This window comes from Candidatus Villigracilis saccharophilus, from assembly GCF_016711665.1.
This window is the reverse complement of sequence record NZ_JADJSO010000016.1, coordinates 61,857-75,030: the sequence shown is the minus strand read 5'-3', so window position 1 is coordinate 75,030 and position 13,174 is coordinate 61,857. Positions and strand designations below refer to the sequence as shown.

The 13,174-nt window shown below is 49.9% G+C and carries 19 protein-coding genes and 1 pseudogene; 9 read left to right on the top strand and 11 right to left on the bottom strand.

Features of this window, described 5'->3' with window-relative positions:
- Positions 1 to 88 precede the first annotated feature (88 nt).
- The 8 genes and pseudogenes from tnpA to IPL17_RS07220 all read left to right on the top strand — a co-directional run.
- Positions 89 to 471: pseudogene (gene tnpA / locus IPL17_RS07255) on the top strand (IS200/IS605 family transposase); the annotation flags it as partial.
- Positions 472 to 500: 29 nt separating this feature from the next.
- On the top strand, positions 501 to 1,628 hold the full coding sequence (locus tag IPL17_RS07250; RefSeq protein WP_345306412.1) for a transposase: 1,128 nt from the start codon (positions 501 to 503) through the stop codon (positions 1,626 to 1,628).
- A 43-nt stretch (positions 1,629 to 1,671) separates the two neighbouring features.
- On the top strand, positions 1,672 to 1,902 hold the full coding sequence (locus IPL17_RS07245; protein ID WP_345306411.1) for a hypothetical protein: 231 nt from the start codon (positions 1,672 to 1,674) through the stop codon (positions 1,900 to 1,902).
- Between the two features lie 221 nt (positions 1,903 to 2,123).
- Positions 2,124 to 2,510 (top strand): hypothetical protein, encoded by a 387-nt coding sequence (locus IPL17_RS07240; protein ID WP_345306410.1) that lies wholly within the window; start codon positions 2,124 to 2,126, stop codon positions 2,508 to 2,510.
- A 13-nt stretch (positions 2,511 to 2,523) separates the two neighbouring features.
- The gene (locus IPL17_RS07235) at positions 2,524 to 2,820 is read left to right on the top strand and encodes a hypothetical protein (protein WP_345306409.1); all 297 of its coding nucleotides are present in this window, start codon (positions 2,524 to 2,526) and stop codon (positions 2,818 to 2,820) included.
- Positions 2,821 to 2,890: 70 nt separating this feature from the next.
- Complete coding sequence (locus IPL17_RS07230) at positions 2,891 to 3,280, top strand: PilZ domain-containing protein (RefSeq protein WP_345306408.1); 390 nt, start codon at positions 2,891 to 2,893, stop codon at positions 3,278 to 3,280.
- 94 nt (positions 3,281 to 3,374) lie between these two features.
- Entirely contained in the window at positions 3,375 to 4,016 is a 642-nt protein-coding gene (locus tag IPL17_RS07225; protein WP_345306407.1) for a lysophospholipid acyltransferase family protein, read from the top strand.
- 5 nt (positions 4,017 to 4,021) lie between these two features.
- Positions 4,022 to 4,684: a lysophospholipid acyltransferase family protein gene (locus tag IPL17_RS07220; RefSeq protein ID WP_345306406.1), complete on the top strand. Its 663-nt coding sequence runs from the start codon at positions 4,022 to 4,024 to the stop codon at positions 4,682 to 4,684.
- On the opposite strand, the gene IPL17_RS07215 is transcribed toward IPL17_RS07220, so the two are convergent.
- From IPL17_RS07215 to IPL17_RS07185, 7 genes are all read right to left on the bottom strand, one after another.
- Complete coding sequence (locus IPL17_RS07215; protein WP_345306405.1) at positions 4,651 to 5,013, bottom strand: sodium-independent anion transporter; 363 nt, start codon at positions 5,011 to 5,013, stop codon at positions 4,651 to 4,653. The two genes, IPL17_RS07220 and IPL17_RS07215, sit on opposite strands and share 34 nt — an antisense overlap.
- 82 nt (positions 5,014 to 5,095) lie before the next feature.
- Positions 5,096 to 6,082 (bottom strand): SulP family inorganic anion transporter, encoded by a 987-nt coding sequence (locus IPL17_RS07210; RefSeq protein ID WP_345306404.1) that lies wholly within the window; start codon positions 6,080 to 6,082, stop codon positions 5,096 to 5,098.
- A gap of 47 nt (positions 6,083 to 6,129) precedes the next feature.
- Positions 6,130 to 6,336, bottom strand: coding sequence for a SulP family inorganic anion transporter (locus tag IPL17_RS07205; protein ID WP_345306403.1), 207 nt, complete (start codon positions 6,334 to 6,336; stop codon positions 6,130 to 6,132).
- 97 nt (positions 6,337 to 6,433) lie between these two features.
- Positions 6,434 to 6,814, bottom strand: coding sequence for a carbonic anhydrase (locus IPL17_RS07200; protein WP_345306402.1), 381 nt, complete (start codon positions 6,812 to 6,814; stop codon positions 6,434 to 6,436).
- Between the two features lie 107 nt (positions 6,815 to 6,921).
- Complete coding sequence (locus IPL17_RS07195; protein WP_345306401.1) at positions 6,922 to 7,374, bottom strand: amidohydrolase family protein; 453 nt, start codon at positions 7,372 to 7,374, stop codon at positions 6,922 to 6,924.
- A complete protein-coding gene (locus IPL17_RS07190) occupies positions 7,355 to 7,702 on the bottom strand; it encodes a hypothetical protein (protein ID WP_345306400.1) in 348 nt (115 codons plus the stop codon). Before IPL17_RS07190 ends, IPL17_RS07195 begins: the two co-directional genes overlap by 20 nt.
- A gap of 86 nt (positions 7,703 to 7,788) precedes the next feature.
- Complete coding sequence (locus IPL17_RS07185) at positions 7,789 to 8,226, bottom strand: hypothetical protein (RefSeq protein WP_345306399.1); 438 nt, start codon at positions 8,224 to 8,226, stop codon at positions 7,789 to 7,791.
- Between the two features lie 110 nt (positions 8,227 to 8,336).
- Between IPL17_RS07185 and IPL17_RS07180 the strand changes: the two genes are divergently transcribed.
- Entirely contained in the window at positions 8,337 to 9,386 is a 1,050-nt protein-coding gene (locus tag IPL17_RS07180; RefSeq protein WP_345306398.1) for a transposase, read from the top strand.
- Between the two features lie 117 nt (positions 9,387 to 9,503).
- Here the strand turns inward: IPL17_RS07180 and IPL17_RS07175 are convergent, their stop codons facing one another.
- From IPL17_RS07175 to IPL17_RS07160, 4 genes are all read right to left on the bottom strand, one after another.
- Positions 9,504 to 10,352, bottom strand: coding sequence for an ABC transporter ATP-binding protein (locus IPL17_RS07175; RefSeq protein ID WP_345306397.1), 849 nt, complete (start codon positions 10,350 to 10,352; stop codon positions 9,504 to 9,506).
- A gap of 4 nt (positions 10,353 to 10,356) precedes the next feature.
- Positions 10,357 to 11,118, bottom strand: coding sequence for an energy-coupling factor transporter transmembrane component T (locus tag IPL17_RS07170; protein ID WP_345306396.1), 762 nt, complete (start codon positions 11,116 to 11,118; stop codon positions 10,357 to 10,359).
- A 108-nt stretch (positions 11,119 to 11,226) separates the two neighbouring features.
- Positions 11,227 to 11,916, bottom strand: coding sequence for an ECF transporter S component (locus IPL17_RS07165; protein ID WP_345306395.1), 690 nt, complete (start codon positions 11,914 to 11,916; stop codon positions 11,227 to 11,229).
- A 60-nt stretch (positions 11,917 to 11,976) separates the two neighbouring features.
- On the bottom strand, positions 11,977 to 12,924 hold the full coding sequence (locus IPL17_RS07160; RefSeq protein ID WP_345306394.1) for a nucleoside hydrolase: 948 nt from the start codon (positions 12,922 to 12,924) through the stop codon (positions 11,977 to 11,979).
- Positions 12,925 to 13,174 lie beyond the last annotated feature (250 nt).

Sequence of the window (13,174 nt, the reverse complement as noted above, 5' to 3'; positions counted from 1 at the left end):
AAGATACACCTGCACTGGCGTGCAGCGCAAGTGTAAGGAACAGTTTTGACTTTGTGCTATATAGCGAGTATCTGTATAATCCTGTCCTATGAGTACACAAACATATAAAAGCAATCGTCATATTGTTTACTCCTGCAAGTACCATGTTGTTTTCTGTCCGAAGTATCGCCGCAAGGTACTTGTAGACGGCATAGATATTCGGTTGAAGGACAATCATTCAGCAAGTCGCTGATGATTTGGAATGTGAGATCATCGAATTTGAAATCATACCCGATCACGTTCATATGCTTTGCGAAGTGGATCCACAATTCGGGGTTCATAAATTTGTGAAGCGGGTCAAGGGACTTAGTTCATCCCTGCTTCGCAAAGACGTTGAAAAGCAGACTCGACCTTCTGGACGCACTCGTATTTCACAGCCACTGTGGGTGTGCTCCACTGGCAGTCATCAGACAATACATCGAAAACCAAAAGACGTGTAGATCTACAGGATACCCTTCGGTATGCAAACCTTCAAGTTTCGCCTTGCCCCTTCCAAAAGCCAACGCACGAAACTCCTGCAAGCGCTGGAGCTGTGTCGTTGGGTTTTCAATGAGACGTTGGCGACACGCAAGAAGGCATGGGAGCAAGAGAAGAAATCGATCACGCGCTTCGACACCATTAAACTGCTTCCAATTTGGAAAGCCGAAAAGCCTGAATTGTCGCTGGTCTATTCTCAAGTCTTGCAGGAAGTTTGCACGCGAGTTGATCTTGCTTTTCAATCCTACTTTCGACGCGTGAAAGAACATGCTGAAAAGGCAGGCTATCCGCGCTTCAAAGGCTATGGCAGATACAATAGCTTCACATACCCGCAAACAGGTTTTGAACTCCTCGAGAATGGTTTGATGCTTTCCAAAATTGGAGCGATCAAAATCATCCAGCATCGCCCGATCGAAGGCAGGCATCGCGTAAAGACCTTGAATATTCAGCGGGATGCGGTTGGGAATTGGTATGCCTGCTTCGCTTGCGAAGTGGAACCGAGAGCGTTGCCCTTCAACCAGCGAAGCAGTCCTGTGGATGATCTGGCGGTTGGAATAGATATGGGTCTCGCAACCTTTGCCACACTCTCGAATGGGGTCAGCGTAGATAATCCCCGTTTCTTTCGCCGTGCTGAATATGAACTTGGGCGGGCACAACGCAGGTATTCCAAGGACAAAACCCCCAAACGCCGCAAGGTCATCGCCAACATCCACCAACGCATTGCCAACCGGCGAAAAGACTTTGCCCATAAATTGAGCCATGAACTTGTGAGCGCATACGGCGTGATCTTCTTTGAAAATCTTTCCATCAAGAACATGATGAAAAACCACCAGCTTGCCAAAAGCATTGGCGATGCGGCTTGGAGGCAATTGATTCAATACACACAATACAAGGCAGAATGGGCTGGCGGGGTGTGCGAATTGGTTGATCCTCGTGGTACTTCGCAACGATGCTCTGGCTGTCAGACTGTGGTTCAAAAAGATTTGTCGGTTCGCGTACATGAATGTCCTTCGTGCGGTTTGGTTCTTGATCGTGATCTAAATGCTTCCCTGAACATAGAAGCTCTCGGACTAGAGAGCCTGGGAGCCCCCGCCTTTCGGCGTGGGGAGTAGTCACGATAGTTCCTGATAGCGCAATTGCGGTAGAATTTACAATATGAGAAAAGTAGCCATTCTGGGAATAGGTCAAACAAAAATAGGCGAGCATTGGGAAAAATCCCTGCGCGAGATCGGAGGCGATGCCGCTTTTGCCGCCATGCAGGATGCCGGCCTTGAAAAAGTGGACGCGCTCTTCGTGGGCAATATGCTGTCCCCGCTGGTAAATGGACAGAATCAACTGGGAACATTTTTGCTGATTGGGTTGGGCTGTGGAAACAGGAAGCGGTGAAGATAGAAGCTGCCTGCGGCCCAGGCGCTGCTGCATTTCGCGCTGCGCTGATGGCTGTTGCCTCTGGTGATGTAGAGTCAGCGTTGGTGGTGGGCGTCGAAAAATGACGGATAAAGCCGACGCGACGTCACTGCCGCACTGGCAACCGCCATGATGCGGATTATGAGGTTGATCAGGGAATTTCATTTGTTGGCATCAACGCCCTGGTCATGCGAAGATACATGCATGAATTTGGTTGGAAGCATGAAGATTTTGCCCCTTTCTCCATCAATGCACATGCGAATGCGATGCACAACCCAAATGCCCGCTTGCACGAAAAAATCTCTGTTGAGAAATTTGAAAGATCATCCATGGTCGCAACACCGATCAACTTGTTGGATGCCTCCCCAACCGGCGATGGGGCTGCTGCGATGGTTATTGTTCCTGCAGAGAGGGTATTGCGCAAGCCGCGCATCCTTGTCTCTGCTTCAGCTGCGGCAACCGACACGATCGCGGTACATTCGCGCAAAGACCCTTTATTTTTGCAGGCTGCATATCAATCTTCAAAGCGGGCTTATGAGATGGCGGGGGTAACACCCAGTGATATTAATGTTTTTGAATTGCACTGACGCCTTTTCCATCATGGCGGCATTATCATTGGAAGCCAGCGGGTTTGCTGAAAGAGGCGGGGCGTTCGACTTGCTCTCGATAACGAGATCAGCATCCAGGCAGAGTGCCCGTTTGTACTCGCGGCGGATTAAAAAGCACGAGGTCATCCGGGTCGGTGCGACGGGGATGTATCAACTTGTGGAGGTTGTCCAACAACTACGCGGCGAGTGTGGTCCCACCCAGGTGGATGGCGCGAAGATCGGCATGGCGCAAAATATTGGCGGCTCGGGCGCTACGATCTTGACCCATATTTTGCGCTCTGAAAACTGATTAGTTATATTGTCGTGTAAGTTATTTGGGCTTATACTCCAGGCACCTTTCATATTTGCAAGGAGGCTGGATGGTTGCAGAAAGACGGAAATTATCGCGGCGAAATTTTTCTTATTACATGCGGGTCCTGGATGAAGTCACTGGTAAATTGATCGGACATCTTTCAGATATCAGTACAGACGGTTTTAAATTGGTTTGTTCACGACCTGTTCAGTTAAGAGTGGATTTTCGTTTGCGTATTGATCAGACCAGCGATATCTCAGACAAACATTTCTTAATTTTTTCTGCGCGCGCCATATGGTGCAAGATGGATTATCTTGACCCCAGTACCTATCAGGTTGGTTTTAATATCACGAACATGCCTCCTTCTGATTACGAAGTTTTCCTGAAAATGTTCGATGTCTATGGAATCAAAAGTACAGCCCACCGTCGGAGTAATTCAGAATATATCTGGGGATAAGGTCACAAAAGCTCTGTCAAAGCAGGGCTTTTTCTTTGAAACTTCGTTTGAGAAAACCGTGTAAAATTAAAAATATGAAAAGTTCCTGCGCTGGTTGATACATACAGTCCTAAGGATCATCACAAAAATAGAAGCTGATGGATATGAGAATCTGCCCAAACAAGGCGGATTTGTGATCGCTGTCAATCATCTTGGTATCCTGGATACACCCATGGCGTTCTACGCGCTGGACAACTGGAATCTTTTTATTCCTGTCGCGGAAAAATGGGGAGAGATCCCGATTCTTAAATGGCTGGGAAAATACCTTAACTTGATTTTTATTGATCGTTTCCATCCTGACCTTAAATCCATGCGTGAGATGATCAATCGTATGAGCGAAGGTCAGACCCTGGTGATCGCTCCGGAAGGCACACGCGCGCGAGATGAGAAGATGGCGCGGGGCAAACCCGGGGTTGCTTATCTGGCGTCCAAGATGAATTGGCAGATCGTGCCTGTGGCGGTTTCTGGCACAGAAGACCGCATCTTCCTCGGAAATCTTAAGCGGTTTCGTCGAACACATATTAAACTTACAGCGGGCAAATCTTTTGTACTGCCGCCTTTTCCGAAAGAAAAGCGCGAAGAAGTTTTGCAGCAATATACCGATGAGATCATGTGCCGCATCGCGGTCATGCTGCTCGAAAAGAATCGCGGCTATTATGCGGAGCATCCGCGTTTAAAGGAATTGTTGAGTGAATAAAAAATATGAAATATAAAACCATACGTTCGTTGGTTCGTTTTGTCATGAATATCATTGCTGATGTCGAAGTTGTCGGTATAGACAAACTTCCGCATGGCAATGTCATCCTCGCCGCCAATCATCTGGGCCGCCTTGACACGGCGGTATTGATCTATGCGCTCGAGCGGGAAGACCTGATCATGGCAGTGGCTGAAAAATATAAGGATCACCCGATTTTTGGCGCGATCGGGCGTTCTGTGAACGCAATCTGGTTGAATCGTTTCGAAGCGGATTTTTCTGCGCTGCGTGAGATTTTGGCGAGGATGCAAAAAGGCGGGCTCATGGTCATCGCACCGGAAGGCACACGATCAAAAACAGAGTCGTTGCAGGAAGGCAAAATGGGCGCGGCATTTCTCGCGAGCAAAAGCGGCTACCCTGTTCTGCCCATCGCGCTGACCGGCACCGAAGACCGCGGTATTATATCCAACCTCAAACGCTTTCGCCGATCAAAGATCAAAGCTGTAGCCGGAGATTTATTTTATATTGAAATTCCCAAAGGCAAAGGACGCGAAGAAGCGATGCGAAGCGCGACGGATGAGATCATGTGCCAGATCGCGGCAAAACTTCCAGAAAGCTATCGCGGATTTTATAAGGATTATCCAAGGGTGAGGGAACTGGAACAGAAGTAGCACCCGCGCTTCTCTGCCTCGACAATGGCCTGGTCACTCGACCAAAAGAAATTTTCCTCCCCGACCAATTTGACCAATCCGCCGCGCTCCATCATGGTGCGCACATTTTCATGGACTCCGGCAAACATCAATGTGCTGCCTTGTTTATGGATCTTTTCATACAAACGGTGGATCACTTCCAAACCCGATGCATCAATTAATGGCACACCGCGCATTGACAATATTAATGCGTGCGTATCGCCCAGCTTTGTAAATGCCTCGTTAAATTGTCCTGTCGCCGCGAAGAACAGGGGACCAGTCAGGAAGGGCGACTCTTTGCATGTTTGCACTGCCCGGCGTTCTCAATTCCTCTTTGACGTAAATTTTCCGCATCCACTTCAGTGACTTCCACTTCAAGCGTGGCGATGTTGCTTAGAACATCGCCCCAGACAGGAAAGCACCCACCAGAATGGCTTGAGTGAGGTCAAGCGTGATGGTTGCAATTAGTGTGATGCCGAATGTGATCATCGCAGTTTTGAAACGGTGGCTAAAAATGAAACGAATGCCTTCCCATTCATTCATGCGCCATGCTGTGACCATCAGCACCCCTGCCAGGCCTGCGAGCGGGATGCGCGCCATCAGCGGGGCGAGCACGAACATCGAGAGCAATAATCCCACCGCGTGGATGATGCTGACAAGGCGGGTCTGTCCACCGGATTTTATACCGACACTGGCACGGGCGATTGCCGCCGTGGCTGGGACACCGCCAAAGAATGGGATCAGTATATTTCCCAAACCCTGAGCGATCAATTCCTGGTTGGCTTGGAGGCGGATGCCGGTCATGTTCGAGCCGACCGCACCGCACAGCAGGCTTTCAATCGCGCCGAGCGCGGTGATGGTTAATGCGGGTGCAACAAAATCACCAAGATTTGCCCAAGGGATCATAGAGAAGTTCATGCGGTCAGCGAGAAACAATGTCTGGGGGATGACTCCGATCATTTTGACAGGCCAGTTCAGGGCGGCGTTAAGAACCGTTGCCAGGATGATACCCAATAATGAAGCGGGAAATTTCGCATTCCATTTGACCGGCCAGAGTACCATGGTCAGGATGACGATCCCAGCCAGGACGATGGCGTGCCAGTCAGGAATGAATCCGCCTTTGAAGTAGCCTATAAATTTAAGAGCCGCTGAGTCTGCGCCTGTGGTTTTGACGCCGAGGAAATTATCCATTTGACCGATGAAGATGATCAGTGCGATGCCTGAAGTAAAACCGGTGATGACCGGGGATGGGATGAAAGCGATAAAGCGTCCGAGCCGCAACAAGCCAATGATCGTCAGAAAAATACCCGCCATCAAACCAGCGACCCATATTCCAGTCAACCCGTATTTTTGAACAAGCAGCATTATTACCGCGCTCATTGCGCCGTTGGCCGGAGATCTGATATGGCGCACCCGCCAGCGCCCGATCACGAACTCCGGCGATGATGGCGGTCACCAGCCCGGGCGGATGCTGTTGAGCCAGAGGCAACACCGAATGCCAAGGCGAGCGGAAGCGCAACTGCGGCAACCGTCAGCCCTGCGAGCAGGTCTTGTTGAAATTTGCAAATGAATATCCAGAGAACTCGTCTTTGTAGAGACGAGCGAGTGAGCGACGCGGCATATTTGATTCTCAAGCAATTATTTTAACAAAGGCTCGATGCTCCCCAAGGCGTCCTTTTGTTTTATCTACGGCAATTTTATCACCATTGATTTTATTTAGGCATGGTTAGGTTACGAAATTGATTCAAATGTTCCGTCAAGATGCAAATAGAAGGTTTCCACTTTTAAGTCGGGGAACAAGGCTGTGATTTTGTTTTGGGGAGTCTCAGCAAATCGTGTTTGTGGCGTTTGTAAGTTCCCCTCGCGTCCATAGGCGCGGCAATCTTCATGGTTGATAAGACAGACCGTATCGATGCCGTGGATACGCACTGCGAGCTGCACATATTTCAGAACCATTTCATAATCATGCACACTACCCGCCAGTGAAATGATATCGAAATTGTCGTACCCGAAGCGAACCGTTATCCACGGTTGCAGATATTTTTGCAGCCGGTAGTCCATACAATGGACTACCAGCGCATCACAATGGATGATCGGCTTTTTTGTTGACATGGCTCTAAAGAATTTCACCTTCGCCGCGTTTCAAGAATTGACCGTTACCGGATTTGCCAAGTCAGCCTATCACCATCCACGATGAGTTTTCCGCGCAGGAAAACTTTTCAGGGTAACCTGGTTAATTCCCAGCCTTCATATAAAGTTGTAGTCGGTACGCTGATGGGATTAGTTACGCCGTAATTCACTCTTTTCGGATCCCATATCACGATGTCCGCATCAGCGCCGGGGTGGAGTGTACCCTTGCGTGGATATAAGCCAAATATCTTCGCGGGGTTGGTAGAGTTGTATGCTACGAATTGATTTGCGGTAATATGACCGGCGCGCACACCATACGTCCACATGATCGGCATGCGATCCTCGACACCGGGCAATCCGTTGGGGATTTTGGTGAAATCATCCCTGCCCAATTCCTTGCCGGGGATGGCGATCTGTTTGCCTTCATAGGTGATCGGTTTTGTGCCGTCGAAGAAGAACGCGCAATGATCCGTGCCAATGGTTTGAATTGTGCCGTCATGCAATCCTTCCCACAGCCGCGCGTTATCCTTTTCTGTCCGCATGGGCGGGGAGCAGATCCACTTCGAGCCGTCTGTGCGGCGCAGGTGATCTATTGTGAAGAACAGATACTGCGGGTCCCGTAACTTTGACTCCGCGCTCGCGGGCATATTTCAGCATATCCGCTTCGCCGCCCGCGTTCATGTGACGATGTACACCATGGCGCATCAACTTCGCGGCCATGCCCGCCATTCGTAAAGTGGATTCAACTGCGCCCCAGCTTGGTCTGGTCAACGCGTGCCATTCGGGCGTTGTGTGCCCCGGCGTGATAACGCCTCTGAGATCAAGGTGTCGATCACATCCCCGTTTCCGCAATGCGCCATGAGCGAGCATGCCCGTTCTCTTTTTCGATTCTTAAAATGCTTTGAAGATCCCGCCATCGTCAAGGCGTAATTTTCCGTTATAGGCTGTGAATACTTTTAGCGTTGTGATCCCCATCTCGGGCAAGGGAAGGATTTCCTTCGGATATTGTCATCGAAATGGGTCAGGTTCATGTGGAAGGAATAATCAATGGCGGCTTTCGCGGCTTTCTGCATCCACAAATCTACTGAGTGTTTGAAACCTTGCGGTTCCTGCACAACAAAATCCATGACGGTGGTTGTGCCGCCGAAGGCCGCGGCTTTGTGACCAGTGTAATGATCATCAGATGAGACCGTGCCGAACATGGGCAGGTCAAAATGAGTGTGCGGGTCGACGCCGCCGGGCATAATCAGCTTGCCCGATGCATCCACCACCTGGGCAGAATCAGCTTCCAGATTAAGTCCGATGCGCGTGATCTTTTCATCCTCTATCAAAATATCGGCTTGAAAAGTTTCGAATGCGGTAATGAGCGTACCATTCTTGATCAGAATATTCATCGAGCCCTCGGCAAGAAACTCCCTGCTTTAGCAGTGGAGAGGGATAGCCGCTGGCGATGTACTTTCGCTGGAGCATATTCAATAGATTGAATATGCGGTAAAATCACGCCATGAAATTGATTGCTCAAATAAAACTCCTGCCTACGCCTGAACAAGCGCAAGCCCTTCGTAAAACTCTTGAGGTTGCAAACGCCGCCTGCAATTACATCAGCGATCAGGCGTGGGATAGTCAGACATTCAAACAATTTCCAATCCACAAACTTACTTATTACGCTGTCAAGGAAATGTTTGGCTTGAGCGCACAGGTGGTTGTGCGTTGCATCTCGAAAGTTGCAGATGCTTATAAGCTGGATAGAAAAGTCAAACGTACTTTCAAGCCGCATGGCGCGATCGCTTTTGATGACCGCATCCTGACCTACAAACTGGACAGGATGGAGTTGAGCATCTGGACAGTAGAGGGCAGACAAAAGATGTCCTATGCCTGCGGAAAACGCCAGCTTGAATTGCTCAAAGGCCAGCATGGGGAAAGCGACTTGTGTCTGGTCAAAGGTCAGTTTTACCTGATGGTTGTCTGCGAGGTGGAGACACCCAAGCCAATTGACGTGGAAGGGGTGTTGGGGGTGGATCTGGGTCTTGTCCAGATCGCCGCGACTTCGGACGGTGGCGGGTTCAGCGGCGCGGCTATCGAAGATAACCGCCGAAAGTTTGGACATCGCAGAAGCAATTTGCAAAAGAAACAGACCAAATCCGCCAGACGAAAACTCAAGAAAATATCTGGCGTTCAATCCCGTGTTCAAAAAATAACCAACCATAGGATTAGCAAAATTCTCGTACAGATTGCGTATGACACTCATCGAGCGATTGCCCTTGAAGAATTGGGCGGTATCCGTGAGGCTCCGGTAAAAGGACGCAAGCAGAGAGCGAGACATGCGAATTGGTCGTTCTACCAACTGAGGCAGTACATCGTGTACAAAGCCGAGCGCGTGGGGGTTCCTGTGATCTTCGTTGATCCAAGAAACACCTCGCGCACCTGCCCCGAATGTGGTTGTGTTGATAAAGCCAATCGTAAGTCTCAATCTGTTTTCCTTTGTACCGCTTGCAACTTCTCTGGCAATGCGGACATAGTAGCGGCTGTGAATATCGCAGTCAGGGCGAAGTAAACCTGCCAATGGTCTCGAACCTTCGTGTTCAGGGACAAAGCCCCCTGCTTTAGCTGTGGGGTTCGTTTACAATTGTCTTAACTTTTCGCAAACGTGAAACGTGACTCTGAAAACGTATTACGCATCACGTTTCAGGAATCCTTCCACGGCTTCATCCAAGGTGACAGGTAAAGTTTCTTTTTTCCACAAGCCTTGCTTCTTGGCTTCCCTGGCTGTGGATGTGTAACGAGAAATTCCAAATCCGTTTTCCGCCAGAACATCAGAGGTCAAGACTTCGTTGGGTTTTCCTTGCATAAGGATCTGACCATCTTTCAACGCAATGACTCGGTCTGCGAAATTCGCGATCCATTCCATTTTGTGTTCGACCATTACAACTGTCATGCCGCCCTCGGCCATTCGGCGCACCACGCCAAAGACTTCGCGCGTGCCGATCGGGTCCATTTGTGAGGTCGGTTCGTCGAGAACGAGCAGTTTGGGCTGCATGACCAGGATCGAGGTCAAAGCGACGCGCTGCTGTTGTCCGCCTGAGAGCGAATAGGGGGAACGGTCTGCCAGATTGCTGATATCGGTCAGCTTCATGGCATCCTCCACGCGCGGACGAATTTCTTCACGCGGCACGCCGTTATTTTCCAATCCAAAAGCAATCTCTTCGAAGACGGTGTATTTTGCGCCAGAGATCTGATTGAACGGATTCTGAAACGCAAGCCCCACATTCAAGACCCACTCATCCAGCGTGGACTTGCTGGATTCCATGCCAGCGACTTCAATGCTTCCGCTGATCTCGCCTTTGAAAAAATGCGGCACAAAGCCAGCCAGCGCATAACACAGCGTGGACTTGCCCGCGCCGTTCGGACCAATGACCGCAACGAATTCACCCTCATTGATATGCAAATTGATATTTTGCAGGGCGAGCGTTTTCGTGAGCGGATATTTATATGTGACGTTTTGCAGGTTTATGAGAGCCATAGTTTTAGCGCAATGGAAATGATGACAAGAATGATGAGAACCCAGCGAATGAGCCGATCAGAACGGTGATCGGGGATCTCGTGCAGGGAAGTCTTTGATTTTTTGATGTAAAGCCGCGTGCTTCGATGGCGATGGCGCGTTCTTCCACTTCCGCCAGAGAACCAAAGACCAGCGGACCGATCAACGGGGAGAGCGAGCCCATTCTTTTAAGGAAACTGCTTTCCGTGTCCAGTCCGCGGGAGCGTTGTGCAGAAATAATCGTTTGTGCCTTGGCTTGCATTTGCGGCAAAATTTGAAGGGTTGAAATGATCACATAAGCAAATTGGCCGGGTAAACCGCGGCGGGTGAGGTCGGACATCAATTCGCTGGGATGGGTGGTCAGCAAAAGAAATGTGAACGCCGATACCATGACGAACACGCGCATGGAACTTCGGAAAGCGAACATCAGACTTTCCTGTGTCACATCCAGAAAATAGAACTTAAAGATCACATCCTGCCCAATTGGCTGGAAGAACGCCTGCATCAGGAACAGGAACCCTGCCGCGGGTAGGATGAGACGGATGGCCGTCTTGAAGAACTCAGGCGCTACTTTGCCGACAAATCCCAGAGGGATGATGGCGATCAATACCTGCAGGTGCGGTGTCCAATACCAGGGACTGCTGAAGGCGATCAGGATCAGCGAAAGGGTTAGGATTACTTTTGTTAGGGGATTGAGATCATGAATTACGCTATTGCGTTTGACATAAAATGATAGTCGCTCATGCATAAGTGCTGATTATAAACGACAAAAAAGAGAGCAGGCGAATATCTGCTCTCTTTTTTGTGTTGTTATTGCAAGGAGGTACGCGCCCTCCTCGCATAGCGGTTATGTTATTTATCCGCCGAGGATATTGCGCAGCATGAACGCCGCGAACAAAACGAGCAGTACAACCACACCGACTGCAATGTATAGTTGATTTGTGCTCGCTCCGCCTTCAACTGCGGCTTGTTCTGCTTTGGGATAGCCGCCGATCGTGCGTTTGGGCAGACCCTGAATGATCGCAAAAGCAAGCATGGCTGTGGTGATCTTATCCACAGGTTCAGTGAGGAAGCTGGTGCTGACCACGGCGGACCAAATTCCCTGACCAGTCTGGAGCAAATAGGCTGTAATGAAGGATGATCCGCTGGCTGTGATTCCGCCGAACAAATAAACGGCGATGGGGGTTGAAACGATCGCGGCGGTCAACGCCACAACGAAACCTGTGACAACGACCTTCCACCAGGATTTAAAGAAGCCCCATTGAGCCATACGTCCAGCCATGTAACCGATCATGGCTGCAACAGGCCACCAGGGCAAAGCGCCCGGGTCAATGGCAATGCCCCAAATGATATTGGAAAGTGCGCCAGTTAATGCGCCAGCCCACGGTCCGCACAGGACAGCCACCAGCACAGTGCCGATAGAATCAAGGAAAACGGGTAGTTTGAGCAGAAGAACGATCTGTCCAACCGCAACATTGATGGCAATGGCGATGGGGATGAGTACCCAGGTCTGGGTGTTGAAATTGTTCTTGATCTTCTCGAGCATGGTATCCTCCGAAAGAATGAATGAATTTCTGTCCATAACAACACTGTTCGAATTCAAAGGTCACGCAATGGATTTTGCCAGTTTTTCCATCCTTTCCAAAAATAGCTCCATAAAATCGCGCGAGCGAACACCCAGCGCCACTCTCATATTAGCACTTTTTTTTGTCATTTTGTAGAAGTCCGCGAACGTGTTGCCCATCGAAACCCCGCCGGAAAGGTCAACATCCACATACAAATCCTGATAGTCACATAGCTCAGGCATAAAGGTCAGCGCCATTGTGAGCGGGTCGTTGATCACACACCCGTCAATTTTTTGATACTCATCGTGGAATTCCATGTAAAAGCGGGTCGCGTCGGAGATGAATTTAGTGATCGGTGATTCGATCTTCAATAACCTGTTCAGGTCGTCCTTCAAAAAGATGCATTGATAGGTCACATCCAGCGGCGTGAGCGTAATAGGCATACCCGAGTGAAAAACGATATGCGCGGCATGCGGGTCAACATACGTATTGAATTCCGCCAGTGGAGTGGTGTTGCCCTCATGCCGGATCGCGCCGCCCATGATGAAAACCTCTTTGACGTTTTCCACAATACGCGGTTCCTGCCGAATTGCCAATGCGATATTTGTCAACGGGCCGATGCAGACCAATGTGATCTCCCCCGGTGACGACATGATCTTCTCAATTAGATAGTCGCTTCCCTTCTGGGTTTTTGGCTGATTCAGCGGTGCTGGGAGTTTTGCGTACCCAATTCCATGATCTCCATGTGTTTCAGGTGCAAGCAGGGATGGCTGCACAAGCGGCAACTGGCAGCCGCGATAAACAGGGATATGGCTTGCCTTTGCCAGTTCCAATACTGAAAGAGCGTTGATCGTTCCCTGCTCAGTGGAAGAATTTCCATGCACCACACTTAATCCTTCAAGGGAAATTTCAGGGGATGCAAGGGCGAGAAGGATTGCGAGAGAATCGTCAATGCCGGGATCGGTGTCAAGAATGATGCGTTTTGTCATCCTGACCTCGGCAAGAAACTCCCTGCTTTAGCAGTGGGGGGGGGGGCGGGGGGGGGGGGCGCGCGGCAAGTTTCGACAGATTGAAGCGCGGTATGATCACGCCATGAAATTGATCGCTCAAATAAAACTCCTGCCTACGCCTGAACAAGCGCAAGCCCTTCGTAAAACTCTTGAGGTTGCAAACGCCGCCTGCAATTACATCAGCGAACAGGCGTGGAAGTCAGACATTCAAACAATTTCCAATCCACAA

Coding starts and splice junctions, on each gene's coding strand:
- IPL17_RS07240 (WP_345306410.1), top strand. CDS start 2,124: ATGCATGAATTTGGTTGGAAGCATGAAGATTTTGCCCCTTTCTCCATC.
- IPL17_RS07235 (WP_345306409.1), top strand. CDS start 2,524: ATGGCGGCATTATCATTGGAAGCCAGCGGGTTTGCTGAAAGAGGCGGG.
- IPL17_RS07190 (WP_345306400.1), bottom strand. CDS start 7,702: ATGCTCGCTCATGGCGCATTGCGGAAACGGGGATGTGATCGACACCTT.
- IPL17_RS07210 (WP_345306404.1), bottom strand. CDS start 6,082: ATGAGCGCGGTAATAATGCTGCTTGTTCAAAAATACGGGTTGACTGGA.
- IPL17_RS07165 (WP_345306395.1), bottom strand. CDS start 11,916: ATGCTCGAGAAGATCAAGAACAATTTCAACACCCAGACCTGGGTACTC.
- IPL17_RS07195 (WP_345306401.1), bottom strand. CDS start 7,374: ATGCGGACAGAAAAGGATAACGCGCGGCTGTGGGAAGGATTGCATGAC.
- IPL17_RS07185 (WP_345306399.1), bottom strand. CDS start 8,226: ATGAATATTCTGATCAAGAATGGTACGCTCATTACCGCATTCGAAACT.
- IPL17_RS07230 (WP_345306408.1), top strand. CDS start 2,891: ATGGTTGCAGAAAGACGGAAATTATCGCGGCGAAATTTTTCTTATTAC.
- IPL17_RS07175 (WP_345306397.1), bottom strand. CDS start 10,352: ATGGCTCTCATAAACCTGCAAAACGTCACATATAAATATCCGCTCACG.
- IPL17_RS07200 (WP_345306402.1), bottom strand. CDS start 6,814: ATGTCAACAAAAAAGCCGATCATCCATTGTGATGCGCTGGTAGTCCAT.
- IPL17_RS07180 (WP_345306398.1), top strand. CDS start 8,337: ATGAAATTGATTGCTCAAATAAAACTCCTGCCTACGCCTGAACAAGCG.
- IPL17_RS07250 (WP_345306412.1), top strand. CDS start 501: ATGCAAACCTTCAAGTTTCGCCTTGCCCCTTCCAAAAGCCAACGCACG.
- IPL17_RS07160 (WP_345306394.1), bottom strand. CDS start 12,924: ATGACAAAACGCATCATTCTTGACACCGATCCCGGCATTGACGATTCT.
- IPL17_RS07170 (WP_345306396.1), bottom strand. CDS start 11,118: ATGCATGAGCGACTATCATTTTATGTCAAACGCAATAGCGTAATTCAT.
- IPL17_RS07245 (WP_345306411.1), top strand. CDS start 1,672: ATGAGAAAAGTAGCCATTCTGGGAATAGGTCAAACAAAAATAGGCGAG.
- IPL17_RS07220 (WP_345306406.1), top strand. CDS start 4,022: ATGAAATATAAAACCATACGTTCGTTGGTTCGTTTTGTCATGAATATC.